Raw genomic sequence first — 16,263 nt, 5'->3', positions numbered from 1 at the left:
GGTGCCGGGGTGGCACCGCCCCCACTTCGGCGTGTGGTGCCCGCATCGAACACCCTGCTACCGCTGGTCGATGCCGTCCGCGGCCCCCGGTAGGGTCGGCGCATGGCAGACCTGCTCACCGCGGGAGCGGTGCGAGACGAGCTGGGCGGGCTGATGGGCTGGTCCCCGACCCGGCGGATCGACGAGATCATCTGGAGCGCCCGATGAGATTCGAGATCAGCAAGGTGCTGGACGCCATCGAGGGCCGGGTCTGCACCGACCCGTCGCTGGCCCGCGCGGTGCTCGACCTGGCCGAGGTCATCCGCTACCAGGACATCGACGGTGGCCGGCCGGCCAGCCTGCTGCGGCTCGGCATGGTCATCGACGCGCTCTCCCGCGAGCTGGAGGAGGACAGCGTCCAGGTCTACGCGGTGGTGCACCGGGCGCTGCTCTCCGACGCCGACCTCACCTCCAACGAGCGGATGGTGGTCCGGCGCTGGGCCGACGACGGGCTCGTCGAGGTGCTCGACAACCCGGGCGACCGGATGTTGGAGGTCGCCGACCTGCTCGGGCTGCCGGTGCTCAGCCGGGTCCGCTTCGATGGGCTGCGTGGTCGGTTCCCGTGGCTGGTCGAGCAGCCCGGTCGGGTGCTCGCCCCGGTGCCGGGCGCCGGCGGGCCGGTGTTCATCGCGCACGTCGGTGGCGGCCACGCCCCGGTGGCGGGAAAGCGTTCGTCGACCGGGGCCAAGTTGCTGGCCCGCCAGTGGCGCTGCCCGGAGTCGGGCTGCGCGCTGTTCGGCAGCGGTGGTGGGGGCGGCGCTTTCGCCGATCTGGCCCGGGTGGTCGAACGCAGCTCCGCCGGGCAGCCGCCGCCCGCGCTGCGCAATGGCGTAGCGACCTGCCCCCGGCACGGCGTACGGCTCGGTGACGCCGGCCCTCGGCCGCGTACGGAGGTGCTCGCGGTGCGCGTCGGCGGCCTGGTCCGGCGGCGGTTCGTGCTGAGCGAGGAGCAGCCCGTGGTGGCCGGCCGCGCCCCCGAGCAGGACGGCGGGATCATGCTGGGGCAGTGGCTCAACGATGAGGCCCGGCGGTGGATCAGCCGTGGCCACGTCCGCTTCGAGCTGCGGGTCGGCGAGGTCATCGTGACCGACGTCAGCACCAACGGCTCCGGCATCCGCCCGGCCGGCTCGATGTCCGAGTCGGACCGGGTCCCCCTGGCTCCGCAGCAGTCCCGGGTGTTGGGCGAGGGCGACATGGTGGAGCTCTACCCCGGGGTGCAGATCGGTCGGGCCGAGGAACTGCCGGCCGGCGCTTCGTTCAGCCCCACCTCGGTGATGGCCGAGGCCCCGACGATGGCCATGCGCCTACCCCGTCCCTGACGCGAGAGGCGGGCGTCGGTTCCGACGCCCGCCTCTCGACACGTCCCGGGTTCAGCCGGCCAGCACCTCGGCGAGCTGGGCCACCGCCAGGTCGATCTCCTCCTCGGTGATCACCAGCGGCGGGGCGAGCCGGATGGTGGAGCCGTGTGTGTCCTTGGCGAGCACACCCCGCTCGGCGAGCCGCTCACACGCCTCTCGCCCGCTCATCAGCGCGGGGTCGATGTCCAGACCGGCCCACAGACCGCGGACGCGCACCGCCACCAGGCCCTTGCCGACCAGCCCCTCCAGGCCGGCCCGCAGCCGCTCACCCAGCTCGGCCGAGCGGCGCTGGAACTCGCCGGTGGCCAGCAGCCGGACCACCTCGATCGCGACCGCGCACGCCAGTGGGTTGCCGCCGAAGGTGGAGCCGTGCTGGCCGGGCTTGAGCACGCCGAGCACGTCAGCGTTCGCGGCGACCGCGGAGACCGGCACGATGCCGCCGCCGAGCGCCTTACCGAGCAGGTACATGTCCGGCACGACACCCTCGTGGTCGCAGGCGAAGGTCGCGCCGGTCCGCCCCAGACCGGACTGGATCTCGTCGGCGATGAACAGGACGTTGCGCTCGGTGCAGACCTGGCGTACGCCCGGCAGGTAGCCCTCCGGTGGCACCACCACGCCCTGCTCGCCCTGGATCGGTTCGAGCAGTACGGCCACGGTGTTCTCGTCGATCGCGGCGGTCAGCGCGTCCAGGTCGCCGTACGGGACCACGGTGAAGCCCGGGGTGTACGGCCCGAAGTCGGCGCGGGCGTCCTCGTCGGTGGAGAAGCTCACGATGGTGGTGGTCCGCCCGTGGAAGTTGCCCTCGGCGACCACGATGTTGGCCTGACCCGCGGGTACGCCCTTGACCTGGTAGCCCCACTTGCGGGCCACCTTGATCCCGGTTTCCACCGCCTCGGCGCCGGTGTTCATCGGCAGCACCAGGTCCTTGCCGCACAGCTCGGCCAACTCCCGACAGAAGTCGGCGAACTGGTCGTGGATGAACGCCCGGCTGGTCAGCGTCAGCCGGTCCAGTTGGGCGTGCGCGGCGGCGATCAGCTGCGGGTGCCGGTGGCCGAAGTTCAGCGCCGAGTAGCCGGCGAGGCAGTCCAGGTAACGGCGACCGTCCACGTCGGTGAGCCAGGCACCCTCCGCGGACGAGATCACCACCGGTAGCGGGTGGTAGTTGTGCGCCGTCCAGCGCTCGGCGTCCCGGACCGCTCCCGGCGTCCGCAGGATGTCATCCACGATCACTTGCTTGCCTTTCCCTGACGGAGTCGTAGCGTGCAGCACTTCGGTCCGCCGCCGGCCTTTCGCAGCTCGGACAGGTCGACACCGATGGTCTCGTAGCCCCGGTCGCGCAGCTTGGCGGCCAGGTCGGTGGCCTGCGCGGGCAGCACCACGTGCCGTCCGTCGCTGACCGCGTTCAGCCCCAGCACCTCGGCGTCGGCCATGGTGGCGTGCACCGCGTCGGGGAAGAGCCGGCGCAGCACGGCCTGACTGCCGGGGGAGAACGCCTCGGGCAGGTACGCCACGGTCCGCTCGTCGAGCACGGTCAGCGCGGTGTCCAGGTGGTAGAAGCGTGGGTCGACCAGCTGCATGGTGATCACCGGGTAGCCGAAGACCTCCTGCAACTGGGCGTGCGAGGCGTGCGCGGTGCGGAAGCCGGTGCCAGCCAGCAGGTGGTCACCGGCCAGCAGGACGTCGCCCTCGCCCTCGTTGACGTGCTTCGGGTCGTACATCTCGAAGCCGGCGGCCTCGAACCAGGCCCGGTAGGCCGGCGCCTCGTCGGCGCGCTGCGGGTCGCGGAACTGCACGGCCATCGCCTTGCCGTCGATCACCGTGCCGCCGTTGGCGGCGAAGACCATGTCGGGCAGGCCGGGCACCGGAGTGATCTCCTCGACGGTGTGGCCCAGGTCGCGGTACGTCTGGCGCAGTTGCTCCCACTGCCGGACGGCCAGCGCGGTGTCGACCGGCGCGCTCGGGTCCATCCAGGGGTTGATCGCGTAGTCGACGGCGAAGTACGTCGGCCGGCACATCAAGAGGCGCTGGCTGGTGGCGTCCATCGTCATTGTCCTGCTCCCAGGGGTCGGGCGCGCCCGGCCACCGTGGCCCACGGGCTGGCGCCGTTGCTCAACGTTATGCGGCGTCAGCGGCAGGATCCACCACCAAGAGTTGCGCAGGCCGAACATTCGTTGCGTCTAGGTGGCAGGCGGAGGCGATTCGTTGCGTGGACACCCGGGCGATGTGTCGGGGCCCGGCGAACCGAGCCCGGAAACACTTCAGGGGCGGCGAACCGCCGCCCCTGAAAGGGTGTCGCCCGGCCGGTGAACCACCGGGTGTTCCGGGCTGCCGGCGAACCGCCGGCTTTCGCCGGTGCATCACCGGCGAGCGGATCAGTGCCCGCTAGAAACGATCGACAAACTGTGAGTCAAGCCACTCCCGGAAGCGCTGAACCCAGTCGCCGTCGGTGGTCGGCCAGTCGAACTGCCCGGTCATCGCCAGCACCCCGAGCACCACCGCGGCCAACCCGATCAGCACGCCGAACAGCGCGTCGGTCTTGCCGGCGACGTGCCGGCGGCGGGTGGCGATCAGGCCGAGCACCGAGAGCACCGCGCCAAGGGCGCCGAGCCCGATGCCGTACCCGGCCAGGGTGCCGGTCAGCACGAAGAGCGCAGCGGCGACGGAGACGATCAGGCCCAGGGTGGCGAGCAGGCTGGCCCGCGGCTTCGGGTCGCGCGTCACCGGCGGCTCGGGCGCGGTCGGGTGGGCCGGGCGGTCGGTCGCGCTCCGGTCCGTGGTGTCGGGTCGCCGGGTGGTGCTGTCCAGGTCGCCGTCCCGGTCGGCGGTGCGCGCCTCGGTCGGCGCGGTGGCGGGCCGAGGCTCGGTGTCCACCGGCCGGGCGGTCCGGGCCTCGTTCTCCACCGGCCGGGAGGCGCGGGACTCGGTGTCCACCGGACGCGCGGTGGCGGCTCGGGCCACCGCCGCCCGCTCGTTGGCCCGCCGCTCGGCCTCGCTGACCTGGCCGCCGGTCCCGCCGGCGCTGCGGTACGTCGTCTGGTCGGCGTCCCGATCGGTGACCACCGGGCGGCCGAGGCTGTCTTCCGACCGGCCCGTCTCGGTGACCGCCGAGCTCTCCCGGTCGCTGACCGGGGTGTCGCGGCCGTCTACGCGGCCGTCGAGGTTCTCGTCCCGCGTCGGTGCCGGCTCGGACCGGCGGGACAGCGAAGGAATCCTGACCACTACACACCTCCTGATGAATGCGTGGTGGCCGACGAAAAGGGTGGCGCCCACGCGGTACCGCCCTCGAATACCCACCTGGGCGTTTCCTGACACCAATCCTGGGTACGACCGCCGAGTCTGGCCTTGACCGACTCGGTTTCCTGGAAGTCGCGGTGTCCCGATCGGCCGGACAGCCCAGCTTCCTTGAACCCGAGTCGATCAGCGAGCACTGCTGACTATCCTTGGCACCCGTGCCAGAGGGACACACGATCCATCGCCTTGCGGCCCGGCACGCCGAGCTGTTCGCCGGGGACAAGCTGCACGCCGCGAGCCCGCAGGGCCGCTTCGCCGAGGGTGCCGCCCGGCTCTCCGGCACCCTGCTGGAGGGCACCGAGGCGTACGGCAAGCACCTGCTGCACCACTACGCCGACGAGCTGACGCTGCACGTGCACCTCGGGCTGTACGGGAAGTTCACCGACGGGTCGGGGGAGCCGCCGGAGCCGGTCGGCCAGGTGCGGCTGCGGCTGACCAGCGACCGGCACTGGCTCGACCTGCGTGGGCCGACCGCCTGCGAGGTGCTCACCCCGCCCGAGGCGGCCGTGCTGCGGGCCCGCCTCGGGCCGGATCCGCTGCGCCCCGACGCCGACCCGGAGCGGGCGTACGCCCGGATCTCGCGCAGCCCGACGCCGCTGGCCGCGCTGCTGCTGGACCAGTCGGTGGTGGCCGGCACCGGGCTGATCTTCGTGACCGAGGCGCTGTTCCGGGCTGGGCTGCCGCCGACGATGCCCGGTCGAGGGCTGACCCGTGCCGGCTGGGACGCGCTCTGGGCCGACCTGGTCGGGTTGATGCGGCTCGCGGTCGAACACGGCCGGATCGACACCGTGCGCGACGCGCACCTGCCGGAGGCGATGGGCCGGCCGGCCCGGGTGGACCGGCACGGTGGTGAGGTGTATGTCTACCGCCGCCCCGGCGCTCCCTGCCACGTCTGCGGCACCGAGGTCAGCCGCGGCGAGCTGGCTGGACGCAACCTCTACTGGTGTCGTACCTGCCAGGTCGGCTGACCCCGGGTGCGGGACGTCAGCCCCCGTCGAGCAGCCAGCGGACCAGCTCGATCTGGTGCGGAAAGACGACGTCGTCGGCGACACTCCAGGCCAGCGTGTGCCCGATCGTCCAACCCCGGACCCGCTCCCGGTCCAGCCCGAGTTCGGTGCTGAGCCGGTCCAGCCGGTGCCGGACGGCGGCCGGCGAGTGGCCGAGTTCCCGTCCGCGCACCATCGGCACGACCGAGAACTCGCGCTCGCCGGTCAGCGGTTTCGGGTCGATGGCCAGCCACGGTTCCCGATCGGCGGCGAGCACGTTGCCGGCGTGCAGGTCCTGGTTGACCAGCACCTGCTCGCCCTGGCTCGATGCCAGACCGGTGAGCAGGGCGAGCGCCGCGTCCAGCAGCCGGCGCTCGTGTGGTCGGCCGGCCCGTTCCCACTTGCGGGGCATCCGGTCGATCCAGCCCGCGGCCTCCTCGGCCAACGGGGTGAACGGCGCGCCGGCCGGCCGCCAGAGTCGGGGCATCAGCCTGGTCACCGCGTCCAGCGCCCGGTCCGTGGGCAGCTCGTGCAGCGGAGTGCCGGGTCGGCAGCGTTCCACCAGCAGGGCGCGGCGTTCCGGGTCGTGTGCCAGCAGCCGGACCGCCCCGTCGCCGCCCCAGTGGGCCAACGCGTCGGCCTCGTGCCGGCTGTCCTCGTCGGGATACTGGAGCTTCAGCACCGCCGCCGTGCCGTCGGGCAGGTCCGCCGGGAGCGCCAGGGAGGCGTAGGCGTACCGGAAGGGCGGCCCGAGTCGCAGCGACCACCGCTCGGCGCACTCGGCCAGCCACGTCGGGAGTGTGGCGAGCCAGGCCCGGCCCGCCGCTGACGCACGTACCCAGTCAATTCCCTCGGGTAGATCCATCCAGCCATCCTGAGGCGTCCACCGCGCTGGGTCTGCACGGCAGCGACCAGCGAAGGCGGGGATCATGGTGTTCACACGGCGGGTCACGCTGGCTAGCCTGGGATCCGTGCACATTGGAGTGAACGTACCGAACTTCGCCCCGGGCACCGATCCGGAGATGCTGCGACAGTGGGCGCAGACGGTCGAGGGCCTCGGTTACGACCTGCTGATGGTCTCCGACCACATCGTGGTGACCCCGGACGTGGCCGAGCAGTATCCGGCGCCGTTCTACGAGCCGTTCACCACGCTGTCCTGGCTGGCCGGGGTGACCCGCCGGGTCCGGCTGGGCACCACCGTGCTCATCGTCCCCTACCGGCATCCGCTGCTCACCGCCCGGATGGCGGCGAACCTCAACCGGCTCAGCGGCGGGCGGCTCGTCCTCGGCGTCGGCGTCGGCTGGGCCCGGCAGGAGTTCGAGGCGCTCGGCGTGCCGTACCACCGGCGTGGCGCGCTGACCGACGACTACCTGCGCACCATGCGCGACGCCTGGCAGAATGCCGACGACTACGACACGGGTGCGATCCCGATCTGGGTCGGCGGCAACAGCGACGCCGGCATGCGTCGTGCCGTTCGACTCGGAGACGCGTGGCACCCGCTGCGTCTCACGCCCGGCAAACTCACGGAAGCGGCCGGACGGCTCACCACGATCGCCGACGAACTGGGCCTCCCCGAGCCCGCGCTGATGCCGCGCATCGCACTCCAGGAAACCCGCGAACCGGTCACCGCTCCGGACCGGCTCGCCGGTGTCGGCACCATCGAGCAGATCATCGCCGACCTCGACCAGATCCGTCTGCTCGGTGCGGAGACGGTGGTGCTCGACCCGTTCAACGGCGACCTGACCGAGATCCGCCAACCCGAACGCGCCTGGCAGACCCTCGCGGCCGTGGCCGCGTACGCCAAGACCCAGGAGGACCGATGACCCCCGACGACGAGAGCTTCCTCCGCCGTGCCGTGGACATTGCCAGCGAGGCCGGAGCATCCGGCGAACGGCCGTTCGGCTCGTTGCTCGTCGCCGCGGACGGCACCGTCCTGATCGAGGACCACAACACCGTGATCTCCAACTCGGACATCACCGCCCATCCGGAACTGAAGCTGGCCCGCTGGGCCGCTCGGGAACTCGCCCCCGACGTGGCCGCCGGCACCACCATGTTCACCAGTTGCCAACCCTGCCCGATGTGCGCGACCGCGATCGACCGCTCCGGCCTCGGACGGGTGGTGTACGCCCTGTCCAGCGAGCAGTTCGAGGAGGTCAAGCCGGCCACCCCGCCGCTGCCCCCGGTCCGGTACGAGGGGCCGGCGCTGTTCGACGAGGCGCGCCAGCCGATCGACAACTATTACTGACCAGAGCCTCAACGGGTTGGGGGACCGTGGCTTGACAGCGGGTGCGCCGCTGCTGGTCAGGGTGTCTTGCCGACGCGTGCGCGCCACAGGTCGTCCTGGGTGCCTGTCTTGTGCCAGAGGTGAGCGACGCCGTCCGGGCCGAGGTCGTCGAGTGGTACGAGGAAGTGCGTGGACAGCGTTCTGGCGAATTCGCCGACGTCGGCGACCGTTCGGGAGGTGCTGGCCTCGGCGCCCAGCCGGCGAGGAGCCGGACGCGTGGCGTGCGCTGTCACGCTTCGTCCGCCGGGCGTCCGCCGAGTTGCGGCTGGCCACCTGGCTGTCGATCTGGTTCACCAGTACCTGGGAACAGCTGCACGCCGAGCCCGAGGAGCAGCGGCTGCGTCAAACCCTGCTGAAGATCCTCGACCGGCTCGTCCGCCGAGCCCAAGCCGACGGCGACCTGCGTCACGACGTGGACGCCGGAGACCTGACCCTCATGATGGCGCTGCTGCTGCGGCCATTGCCCGGCCTGCGCGCCGAACTCACCCAACGCAGCGTGGACCGCTACCTGATCCTCATGCTGGAGGGCCTGCGTGCTGGCCCGGACATCCAAGGCCTTCCCCCCGCCGAGATCGGCCTGGCCGACCTCGGGGGCGCCTGATGAACGTTGGGAAACCAGCGCCAACCCAGACAGTCGAACTGGTGACCGGGCCTACTCCTGCGACGCGGCCAATCGGAATAGCGCAGACCAGGGCGTCCACCAAACGAGGTTCAGCGCGCCGGGTGCCGGAACCGCGACGGCGGGGCGGTTGCCCCGGTGCGGTGTGACGCAACCGGAATTGACAGTCGACCGGCTGCCGGAGCAGGGTTGACAAGTGACAACGATGTCAACGGGCAAAGGGGAGGAACCGTACGCATGATCTTCTTTGCGCCGCACCCGGCGAGGCCAGCCGGTTTACGGTGTTCCGTTGACGTTTTCCCGGCGCGGACCCGGTCCGCCCGCCGATCCTGGCCGTATGTCCCTTACCTACCCGACGGTGACCAGCTGAGATGACCGACGTGCCCCGACCCGACGCCGAAACGACCCCCGCTCCGGCAGGGTCACCCGACCTGCCTGACCTGGACGACTTCCTCGCCGACCAGACCCACACGCTGCTCGACACGGCCCGCCGCGCCCTTCGGCCCGAGGGCGGCTTCTGGTGGCTGACCGACGACCGCACCCCGGACCGGGGCGAGCCGGTGCACACCTGGATCACCTGCCGGATGACCCATGTGGCCGCCCTCGCCCACCGCAACGGCGACCCGGACGCCGCCGCTCTGGTCGACCATGGGGTCGCCGCGCTCAGCACACTGCTGCGCGACGACCGGTACGGCGGCTGGTTCAGCGCGGTGGACCAGCAGGGAACGCCCGTCAACGATCGCAAGGCCGGCTACGACCACGCGTTCGTACTGCTCGCCGCGTCCGGCGCGGCGCGCGCCGGTCGACCCGGCGCGGACCGGCTGCTCGCCGACGTGCAGGCCGTGGTGCGGGACCGGTTCTGGGACGCCGAAGTCGGCGCGGTCCGCGAGTCGTGGAACCGGGACTGGACGGTCACCGAGGACTACCGCGGCGCGAACAGCAGCATGCACATGGTCGAGGCGTTCCTCGCCGCTGCCGCGGCGACCGGCGACGCGAGCTGGACCGACCGGGCCCTGCAGATCGGCACACACCTGGTGCACGGGGAAGCCGCCCGGCACGACTGGCGGCTGCCCGAGCACTTCACCGCCAACTGGACGCCACTGCTCGACTACAACCGGGACCGCCCCGCCGACCCCTTCCGGCCGTACGGCTCCACGATGGGCCACTGGCTGGAGTGGGCCCGGCTGCTGCTGGAGCTGGAGGCAGTCCTGCCGCAGCCACCCCGCTGGCTGCTCGCCGACGCTCGTACCCTGTTCGCCGCCGCCGTGCGGCGCGGCTGGGCGGTCGACGGCGCCGACGGCTTCGTCTACACGATCGACTGGGACGACCGGCCGGTGGTGCGCTCCCGGATGCACTGGGTGCTCGCCGAGGCCATCGGTGCGGCGGTCACCCTGCACCGCCGCACCGGGGACGCCGTCTACGCCGACTGGTACCGGGTCTTCTGGGCGTACGCCCGCCGTTACCTGATCGACGGCACCGGATGGCGGCACGAGCTGGACGCGCAGAATTTGCCCGCCGACACGGTCTGGCACGGCCGGCCGGACGTCTACCACGCGTACCAGGCGGTGCTGCTGTCCCGTTCGGCCGACGGGCTGGGTGGCCCCGGCCCGCTCGCACCGGGTGAGGTGACCGCGTGATCGTGGTCGCGGGTGAGGCGCTGATCGACCTGGTGGTCACTCCCGAGGGGCAGCGGGCCGTGCCCGGTGGCTCACCGGCGAACGTGGCGGTCACCCTCGCCCGGCTCGATGAGCCGGTACGGCTGCTGGCCCGGCTCGGCACCGACGAGTACGGTCGGCAGGTCGCCGAGCACCTGAGCGCCAACCGGGTGGACCTGGGATGGGCGGTCCGGGCCGAGGAGCCCACCTCGGTGGCGGTGGCCACGCTGAACGCCGCCGGGCAGGCAAGCTACGAGTTCCGGCTGGCCGGCGCGGCGGACTGGCAGTGGACGCCGCAGGAGCTGCCCGAGCTGGTCGGGTCACCGGCGACCGCGCTGCACACCGGGTCGCTCGCGCTCGCGCTGGCACCCGGCGCCCAGGTGCTGGAGGATCTGCTGGCCCGCGAACGCGACCGGGACGGGCTCACCATCTCGATCGATCTCAACCTGCGGCCGAGCATCGTCACGGACCGGGCCGCGGAGCAGGAGAGGGTACGCCGGCAGGTGCGCCTCGCGCACCTGGTCAAGGCCAGCGACGAGGATCTGGCCTGGCTCTACCCGGACCGGTCGGTGGGCGACGTGATGGCCGAATGGCGCGAGGCCGGGGTGTCCTGCGCGGTGGTGACCCGGGGCGGGGACGGCGCCTGGTTGCTCGCGCCGAACGGGTCGCTGCACGAGGAACCAGCGGTGCGCACGGTCGTGGTCGACACCGTCGGTGCCGGCGACTCGTTCACCGGCGGCCTGCTGGCCGCGCTGGCCGACCTCGACGCGCTCGGCGACCGGCCGGCCGACCGGCTCGCCGCGGTGACCGAGCCGCAGTGGGGTGCGGTGCTCCGGCAGGCCGCGACGGTGGCCGCGCTGACCTGTGGCCGCCGGGGTGCGGACCCGCCCCGCCGGGCCGAGGTGGAGGCACTGCTCACCACCGCAACCTGACCCCCACCCGACCCACCCCACCCCACCCCACCCCACCCCACCCCACCCACCCCCGCGATCTTGCACTTCCTGCCCCGACAAAAGGGGCTATCTGCCACTAACTGGCAACCGAAACTGCAAGATCGCGGGGGTGAGGGTGAGGGTGAGGGGTGAGGGGTGAGGGGTGGGGTGTGGGGTTAGGGGAGGCCTCGGGGTAGGAGGCGGGTGGGGAGCACTGTTGTCGCGGGCGGAGAGTCGTCGCCGGCGATTCGCTGGAACAGCCGCTCGGTGGCGACCCGGGCCAGCTCCCGGGTGTCGTACCCGACGACGGTCAGCGGCCGGGGCATCAGGTGGGCCAGTTCGAAGTCGTCGAAGCCGACCAGCGCCGCGGCACTGCCCCTCCGGTGCAGCTCCTGGAGGGCGCCGACGGTGAGCCGGTTGTTGGCGCAGAAGAAGGCGGTGGGCGGGTCCGGCAGGTCGAGCAGCGCGGCGACAGCCCGCCCGGCCTCCTCGGGAGCGATGAGCCTCTCGCGGACCAGCGACTCGTCCGGCTCGACCCCGGCCGCGGTCAGTGCCGCCCGCGCCCCGGCCAGCCGCTCGCGCATGGTGGGCACACTCGGCGCGCCGAGCAGGAGCCCCACTCGTCGGTGCCCCTCGTCGAGCAACGCGCCGACCCCGGAGTGGCTGCCGCCCCGGTTGTCCAACAGCACGGCGTCGGCCTGCAGCCCCTGCGGCGGCCGGTCCAGGAACACCACCGGCATCCCCAGCTCGACCTCGCGACGCAGGAACGAGTGGTCGGGGCCCGCCGGCACCACCAGCAGCCCGTCGACCCGGCGCTGGGTGAAATCCTGCAGCAGGGCGCGTTCCCGCTCCGGGTCCTCCTCGGAGGAGGCGGTGATCAGCATGGTGCCGTGAGCGGCGGCGATCTCGGCGGCGACACTGGCGATCGTCGCGTAGAACGGGTTGGCGATCTCCTCGATGAGCAGCCCGACCGTGGCGTTGAGCTGCCGGGAGCGCAGGTTACGGGCGATGTCGTTGCGCCGGAAGCCCAGCTCGGCGATGGCGGCCAGCACCCGGCTGACCAGTTCCTGCCCCACCGGCTCGTCGTTGACCACCCGCGAGACCGTCTTCAGGCTGACCCCGGCGTGTCGGGCCACGTCGACCATCGTCGGGCGCCGACGCGCGGTCGGTCGGGTCGGGGTCTGCGTCACGGGGTGGTCCTCCACGGCGGGCGCGGGTCAGCGGTCGAGCGCGGCGAGGGCGTCGACCGCTTTTCGGGCGGCGATGAGCACCGGATCCCACACCGGCGCGTACGGCGGAGCGTAGCCCAGGTCCAGCGCCGTCATATCGTCCACCGTCATGCCGTTCCAGAGCGCCACGGCCAGCGTGTCGATCCGTTTGGCCGCCTCGGACCAACCGACGATCTGCGCGCCGAGCAACCGGCCGCTGGGTCGCTCGGCGATCAGCTTCACGGTCATCGGCCGCGCACCCGGGTAGTAGCCGGCCCGGTTGGTCGACTCGGCGATCACCGAGATGAACTCGAAGCCGGCCGCCGTGGCCTCCCGCTCGCGCAGGCCGGTCCGGCCCACCTCCAGGTCACAGACCTTGGTCACCGCCGTGCCGATCACGCCGGTGAACGTGGCGTACCCGCCGCCGATGTTGATCCCCGCCACCCGTCCCTGCTTGTTGGCGTGCGTGCCCAGGGGCATGTGCACCGGCAACCCGCTGACCCGGTGCAGCGTCTCCACGCAGTCACCGGCCGCCCAGACGCCGGACATGCCGGCCACCCGCATCCGACGGTCCACCCGGATTCCGCCGGTCGGTCCGATCGGCAGCCCGGCAGCCTCGGCGAGCGCCGCGTTCGGGCGTACGCCGAGGCCCAGGACCACGACGTCGGTCGGAATCGGGCCCTCGGCCGTGACCACCGCGGACACCCGGCCGTCCCGCTGCTCCAGGCCGGTCACCGGCAGGCCGGTGCGGATCGTGATGCCGAGGCCGCGCATCGCCTCGGCGACCAGCTCGCCCATGTCGCCGTCCACCGTCGACATGGGCTGGTCGCCCGCCTCGACCAGGGTGACGGAGAGGCCACGTTGGATCAGGGCCTCGGCGATCTCGACGCCGATGTACCCGCCGCCGACCACCACCGCCCGGCGTGGCCTCGGCTCGGCGTCCAGCCAGTCGCGCAGCGCCGCCCCGTCGTCGAGGGTCTGCATGCCGAACACACCGCCCGCGTCGGTGACCGCCCACGGCGGCTGCACCGGCACCGCGCCCGTGGCGTACATCAGGTCGTCGAAGCGCTCGCGGACCTCGCCGCCACCGGTCAGGTCCCGGGCGACCACCTCGCGGCGTTCCAGGTCGATGGCCGTGACCTCGTGGCGCATCCGTACGTCCATGGCGTACGTCGTGCGGAACACCTCCGGACCTCGGGCGATCAACGCCTCCGGGTCGGGCACCAGCCCGCTGATCCAGTACGGGATGCCACACGCCGAGTAGGAGGTGAAGTGGCCCCGCTCGAAGACCACGATCTCCAGGTCGCCACGGGCGCGTCGGCGTCGGGCCTGGGACGCCGCCGACATTCCGGCGGCGTCCCCGCCGATGACGATCAGCCGTTGCGCCACGGGTTCATCCTGTCACGCGCTGATCAGCCGCGGGTCTGCCGCGCGACGTCCCGCACCACGTCGGTGAGTCGCCCGGTGCGCGCGTACACCGCGCGCTGCCGTGCCGCGCCGCTGCCGTGCCGGCGCAACCCACCCAGCAGATCGGTCACCTCGGCCCAGTCGCCGTGCTGCTCCAGCGCCGGCCGCATCCGCTCCACGAACCGGTCCAACAGCTCCCAGGCCGGACGCAGCTCGCCGGTGGTGACGTCGACCGCGTCGCCTTCCAGGCCATCGTGAGCGGCTCGCCAGTGCGCGCCGACCAACAGGTGGTGGTCGGTCCGCAACGCCGGCCGGTCGGCCTCGACATCCGCCCGGGCGGTGGCCACCAGTGCCCGGACCAGCGCGGCGACCAGCACCGCGTCGTCCACCGACGGGCAGACGTCGCCGATCCGCAGTTCCACGGTCGGGTACTTCGCCGACAGGCGGGCGTACCAGTAGAGCATCCCCTCGTCGAGCATCAACCCGCTGGCGATCAACTGGCGGATCAGCCGTTGGTAGTGCTCGTGCGACTCCAGCCACGGCGTCGGCGCCACCGACGGCCAGCGTTCCCACTCGACCGAGCGCCAGCTGGCGTAGCCCGTGTCCTCGCCACGGGCGAACGGGGAGTTGGTGGTCACCGCGTGCAGCATCGGCAGCCACGGCCGCACGTGGTTGAGCACCTGCACGCCGGTCTCCGGGTCGGGCACGCCCACGTGCACGTGCATGCCGTTGTTGCCGGGGCCGGGGACGAGCAGCTGGAACCGTTCGATCATCCGGTCGAAGCGGGGCTTGTCCACGACCGGCGGCACCGGGCCGTCCACCGGGCCGGTGCCGATGGCGAGCAGCCGTACGCCGGCCCGCTCGGCGGCGTCGGCGAGTTCCCGGCGCAGGACGCCGAGGGAGTGCCGGATCGACGAGAGCTCCAGGCCGGGCGGGCTGCCGATCTCGATCTGACTGGTTTGGAACTCCCGCTCCACCTGCCCGCGCAGTTCCGCCGGCACCTGCTCCATGACCAGGTCGACGGCGGGGACCGCGGCCCCGGTGTGTGGGTCGACGAGCAGGAACTCCTCTTCGACACCCACGGTGAGCAATCCGGTCGCCGTAGCCGTCTCGCTCGGCGCCTCCGCCACCTGGCCGGTCATCGCCACCACCGTCCGTTCCTGCCGGTCGCGGTCCGTCCGCGTCGGATGGCGGTGTGGTTACCCAACGTGGCGATGGCGGGAAACGTGGCGTCGGCGCGTCGTGGCCGGCGTGCCGAGCAGGTGGGGTCGCGATTCGGTCGGGTGGCGTGACACCGGGTCCTATGCTGAGCCCGTGCCGGTGCCGTTGGGGTTCCTCGGGGTCGCGTGGATGTACGCGTTCGCCCAGCTCACCCTGTTCGCGGGTCGCCCGACCGGCCTGCTCGCGGGTGCCGCGCTGACCGCCCTGGTGCTGCTCGCCGTGGTGCTGGCGGCTCGGGTGCTCGGCCGCTCGGGTGCGCCCGGCGCCGGGCCGCGTTGGGTCGGGCTGCGGGCCCGCTCCCGTGGTCGCCGAGTGCCCCGGCAGATCGACCCGGACGCCGCCGGTCGCCCCCGTCCCCGCGCACCCGGGCTCCCCTCGGCCGCGTAGCGCCACGCCGCCGCGCGGCCGATTCCATCGCCACCGGTCCCCCCTGCTGAGCGGACGCCGCCCGGGGAGGGCCCCACCGGAATCGGACCGAGGGGTTTCCCATGCTTGCCTTCGCACCACTGCACGGCGCTGTCGGCGCTGCCGGCACCGCACTGTCCTGGCTCACCGACCTGCTCGAACCATTGGCCGGCGGCATGGCGACCGCGGTCGCCATCGTGCTCCTCACCATCGCCGTCCGACTGTTGATCTCGCCGCTCACCGTCGCGCAGGTCCGCGGCGAGCGACGCCGCGCGGCGCTCGCCCCACAGGTGCGTGACCTTCAGCGGCGGTACGCCGACGACCCGGCGAAGCTTCAGCGCGAGGTATTCGCGCTGTACCGGGAGGCCGGGGCCAACCCGGTCGCCGGCTGCCTGCCGTTGCTGCTCCAGGCGCCGTTCCTGCTGGTCCTGTACCGGCTGTTCACCACGAGCGAGGGCGGCACCGGGCTGCTGGACGAGCGGCTTGCCGGGGTCCCGCTGGGCCACCATGTCAGCGACGGGCTTGCCGGGGCGGCCGGCCCACTCTTCGCCGTGCTGTTGGCCGTGCTGGTGGCGGTGGCCTGGTGGTCGTCCCGACGCGCCCGCCGGGCATCGGCGGCGGTCGGCACGGTGGCCGGTACGCCCACCGAAGGCCCGGGCGCGGCCGTGCTCGGGCGGCTGTTGCCCCTGGTGCCGTTCACGACGGTGCTGGTGGCGCTGGTGCTGCCGCTCGCCGCGGTGATCTACCTGGTGACCACGAGCGCGTGGTCGGCGCTCGAACAGGCGGTGCTCCGGCGACCGCAGGCGGTTCCGTCGCGATCTCTGGACAGAAACAGTTGATTGTCTTCCCCGCTGGCGT

Annotated in this window: 17 protein-coding genes; 9 read left to right on the top strand and 8 right to left on the bottom strand. The window is 72.6% G+C overall.

What is annotated here, in order from left to right:
* Positions 1–203: 203 nt before the first annotated feature.
* The gene (locus ACQEUX_RS22250) at positions 204–1,358 is read left to right on the top strand and encodes an FHA domain-containing protein (RefSeq protein ID WP_433051578.1); all 1,155 of its coding nucleotides are present in this window, start codon (positions 204–206) and stop codon (positions 1,356–1,358) included.
* A 51-nt stretch (positions 1,359–1,409) separates the two neighbouring features.
* Here the strand turns inward: ACQEUX_RS22250 and rocD are convergent, their stop codons facing one another.
* The 3 genes from rocD to ACQEUX_RS22235 form a co-directional block, all read right to left on the bottom strand.
* On the bottom strand, positions 1,410–2,624 hold the full coding sequence (gene rocD / locus ACQEUX_RS22245; RefSeq protein WP_433057061.1) for an ornithine--oxo-acid transaminase: 1,215 nt from the start codon (positions 2,622–2,624) through the stop codon (positions 1,410–1,412).
* Positions 2,624–3,439: a dimethylargininase gene (gene ddaH / locus ACQEUX_RS22240; RefSeq protein WP_433057059.1), complete on the bottom strand. Its 816-nt coding sequence runs from the start codon at positions 3,437–3,439 to the stop codon at positions 2,624–2,626. Before ddaH ends, rocD begins: the two co-directional genes overlap by 1 nt.
* 340 nt (positions 3,440–3,779) lie before the next feature.
* On the bottom strand, positions 3,780–4,616 hold the full coding sequence (locus tag ACQEUX_RS22235) for a thrombospondin (protein WP_433051575.1): 837 nt from the start codon (positions 4,614–4,616) through the stop codon (positions 3,780–3,782).
* Positions 4,617–4,846: 230 nt separating this feature from the next.
* Here ACQEUX_RS22235 and ACQEUX_RS22230 point away from each other — a divergent pair, with 230 nt between their 5' ends.
* On the top strand, positions 4,847–5,656 hold the full coding sequence (locus ACQEUX_RS22230) for an Fpg/Nei family DNA glycosylase (RefSeq protein WP_433051572.1): 810 nt from the start codon (positions 4,847–4,849) through the stop codon (positions 5,654–5,656).
* 16 nt (positions 5,657–5,672) lie between these two features.
* Here ACQEUX_RS22230 and ACQEUX_RS22225 read toward each other — a convergent pair whose 3' ends face one another.
* Positions 5,673–6,539 (bottom strand): aminoglycoside phosphotransferase family protein, encoded by an 867-nt coding sequence (locus tag ACQEUX_RS22225; RefSeq protein WP_433051569.1) that lies wholly within the window; start codon positions 6,537–6,539, stop codon positions 5,673–5,675.
* 106 nt (positions 6,540–6,645) lie between these two features.
* Here ACQEUX_RS22225 and ACQEUX_RS22220 point away from each other — a divergent pair, with 106 nt between their 5' ends.
* Together ACQEUX_RS22220 and ACQEUX_RS22215 are read left to right on the top strand one after the other, a co-directional pair.
* Positions 6,646–7,497 (top strand): TIGR03619 family F420-dependent LLM class oxidoreductase, encoded by an 852-nt coding sequence (locus ACQEUX_RS22220; protein WP_433051566.1) that lies wholly within the window; start codon positions 6,646–6,648, stop codon positions 7,495–7,497.
* A complete protein-coding gene (locus ACQEUX_RS22215) occupies positions 7,494–7,919 on the top strand; it encodes a nucleoside deaminase (protein ID WP_433051563.1) in 426 nt (141 codons plus the stop codon). Before ACQEUX_RS22220 ends, ACQEUX_RS22215 begins: the two co-directional genes overlap by 4 nt.
* Positions 7,920–7,975: 56 nt before the next feature.
* Here the strand turns inward: ACQEUX_RS22215 and ACQEUX_RS22210 are convergent, their stop codons facing one another.
* Positions 7,976–8,191 carry a hypothetical protein gene (locus ACQEUX_RS22210; RefSeq protein ID WP_433051560.1) on the bottom strand — a complete coding sequence of 72 codons (216 nt, stop codon included), beginning with the start codon at positions 8,189–8,191 and terminating at the stop codon, positions 7,976–7,978.
* Positions 8,192–8,217: 26 nt separating this feature from the next.
* Here ACQEUX_RS22210 and ACQEUX_RS22205 point away from each other — a divergent pair, with 26 nt between their 5' ends.
* The 3 genes from ACQEUX_RS22205 (at position 8,218) to ACQEUX_RS22195 (ending at position 11,164) form a co-directional block, all read left to right on the top strand.
* Positions 8,218–8,559 (top strand): hypothetical protein, encoded by a 342-nt coding sequence (locus ACQEUX_RS22205; RefSeq protein ID WP_433051557.1) that lies wholly within the window; start codon positions 8,218–8,220, stop codon positions 8,557–8,559.
* Between the two features lie 389 nt (positions 8,560–8,948).
* On the top strand, positions 8,949–10,214 hold the full coding sequence (locus ACQEUX_RS22200) for an AGE family epimerase/isomerase (protein ID WP_433051554.1): 1,266 nt from the start codon (positions 8,949–8,951) through the stop codon (positions 10,212–10,214).
* A complete protein-coding gene (locus ACQEUX_RS22195; RefSeq protein ID WP_433051551.1) occupies positions 10,211–11,164 on the top strand; it encodes a carbohydrate kinase family protein in 954 nt (317 codons plus the stop codon). Before ACQEUX_RS22200 ends, ACQEUX_RS22195 begins: the two co-directional genes overlap by 4 nt.
* A 176-nt stretch (positions 11,165–11,340) precedes the next feature.
* Here ACQEUX_RS22195 and ACQEUX_RS22190 read toward each other — a convergent pair whose 3' ends face one another.
* From ACQEUX_RS22190 to ACQEUX_RS22180, 3 genes are read right to left on the bottom strand one after another with little or no spacing between them, the layout of a single operon-like run.
* Positions 11,341–12,354 carry a LacI family DNA-binding transcriptional regulator gene (locus ACQEUX_RS22190; RefSeq protein ID WP_433051548.1) on the bottom strand — a complete coding sequence of 338 codons (1,014 nt, stop codon included), beginning with the start codon at positions 12,352–12,354 and terminating at the stop codon, positions 11,341–11,343.
* A gap of 27 nt (positions 12,355–12,381) precedes the next feature.
* Positions 12,382–13,761, bottom strand: a complete 1,380-nt coding sequence (locus tag ACQEUX_RS22185; protein WP_433051545.1) for an FAD-dependent oxidoreductase — start codon at positions 13,759–13,761, stop codon at positions 12,382–12,384.
* A gap of 23 nt (positions 13,762–13,784) precedes the next feature.
* On the bottom strand, positions 13,785–14,921 hold the full coding sequence (locus ACQEUX_RS22180; protein WP_433051542.1) for a carboxylate-amine ligase: 1,137 nt from the start codon (positions 14,919–14,921) through the stop codon (positions 13,785–13,787).
* Positions 14,922–15,093: 172 nt separating this feature from the next.
* Between ACQEUX_RS22180 and ACQEUX_RS22175 the strand changes: the two genes are divergently transcribed.
* Positions 15,094–15,387, top strand: coding sequence for a DUF6412 domain-containing protein (locus ACQEUX_RS22175; RefSeq protein WP_433051539.1), 294 nt, complete (start codon positions 15,094–15,096; stop codon positions 15,385–15,387).
* A gap of 101 nt (positions 15,388–15,488) precedes the next feature.
* On the top strand, positions 15,489–16,244 hold the full coding sequence (locus tag ACQEUX_RS22170) for a YidC/Oxa1 family membrane protein insertase (RefSeq protein WP_433051536.1): 756 nt from the start codon (positions 15,489–15,491) through the stop codon (positions 16,242–16,244).
* The last annotated feature ends 19 nt before the right edge of the window (positions 16,245–16,263 follow it).

Source organism: Micromonospora sp. CA-259024 (genome assembly GCF_050936255.1).
Taxonomy (GTDB): domain Bacteria; phylum Actinomycetota; class Actinomycetes; order Mycobacteriales; family Micromonosporaceae; genus Micromonospora.
Note: the sequence above shows the minus strand (reverse complement) of the source record. Positions and strands in the feature narration are given on the sequence as shown.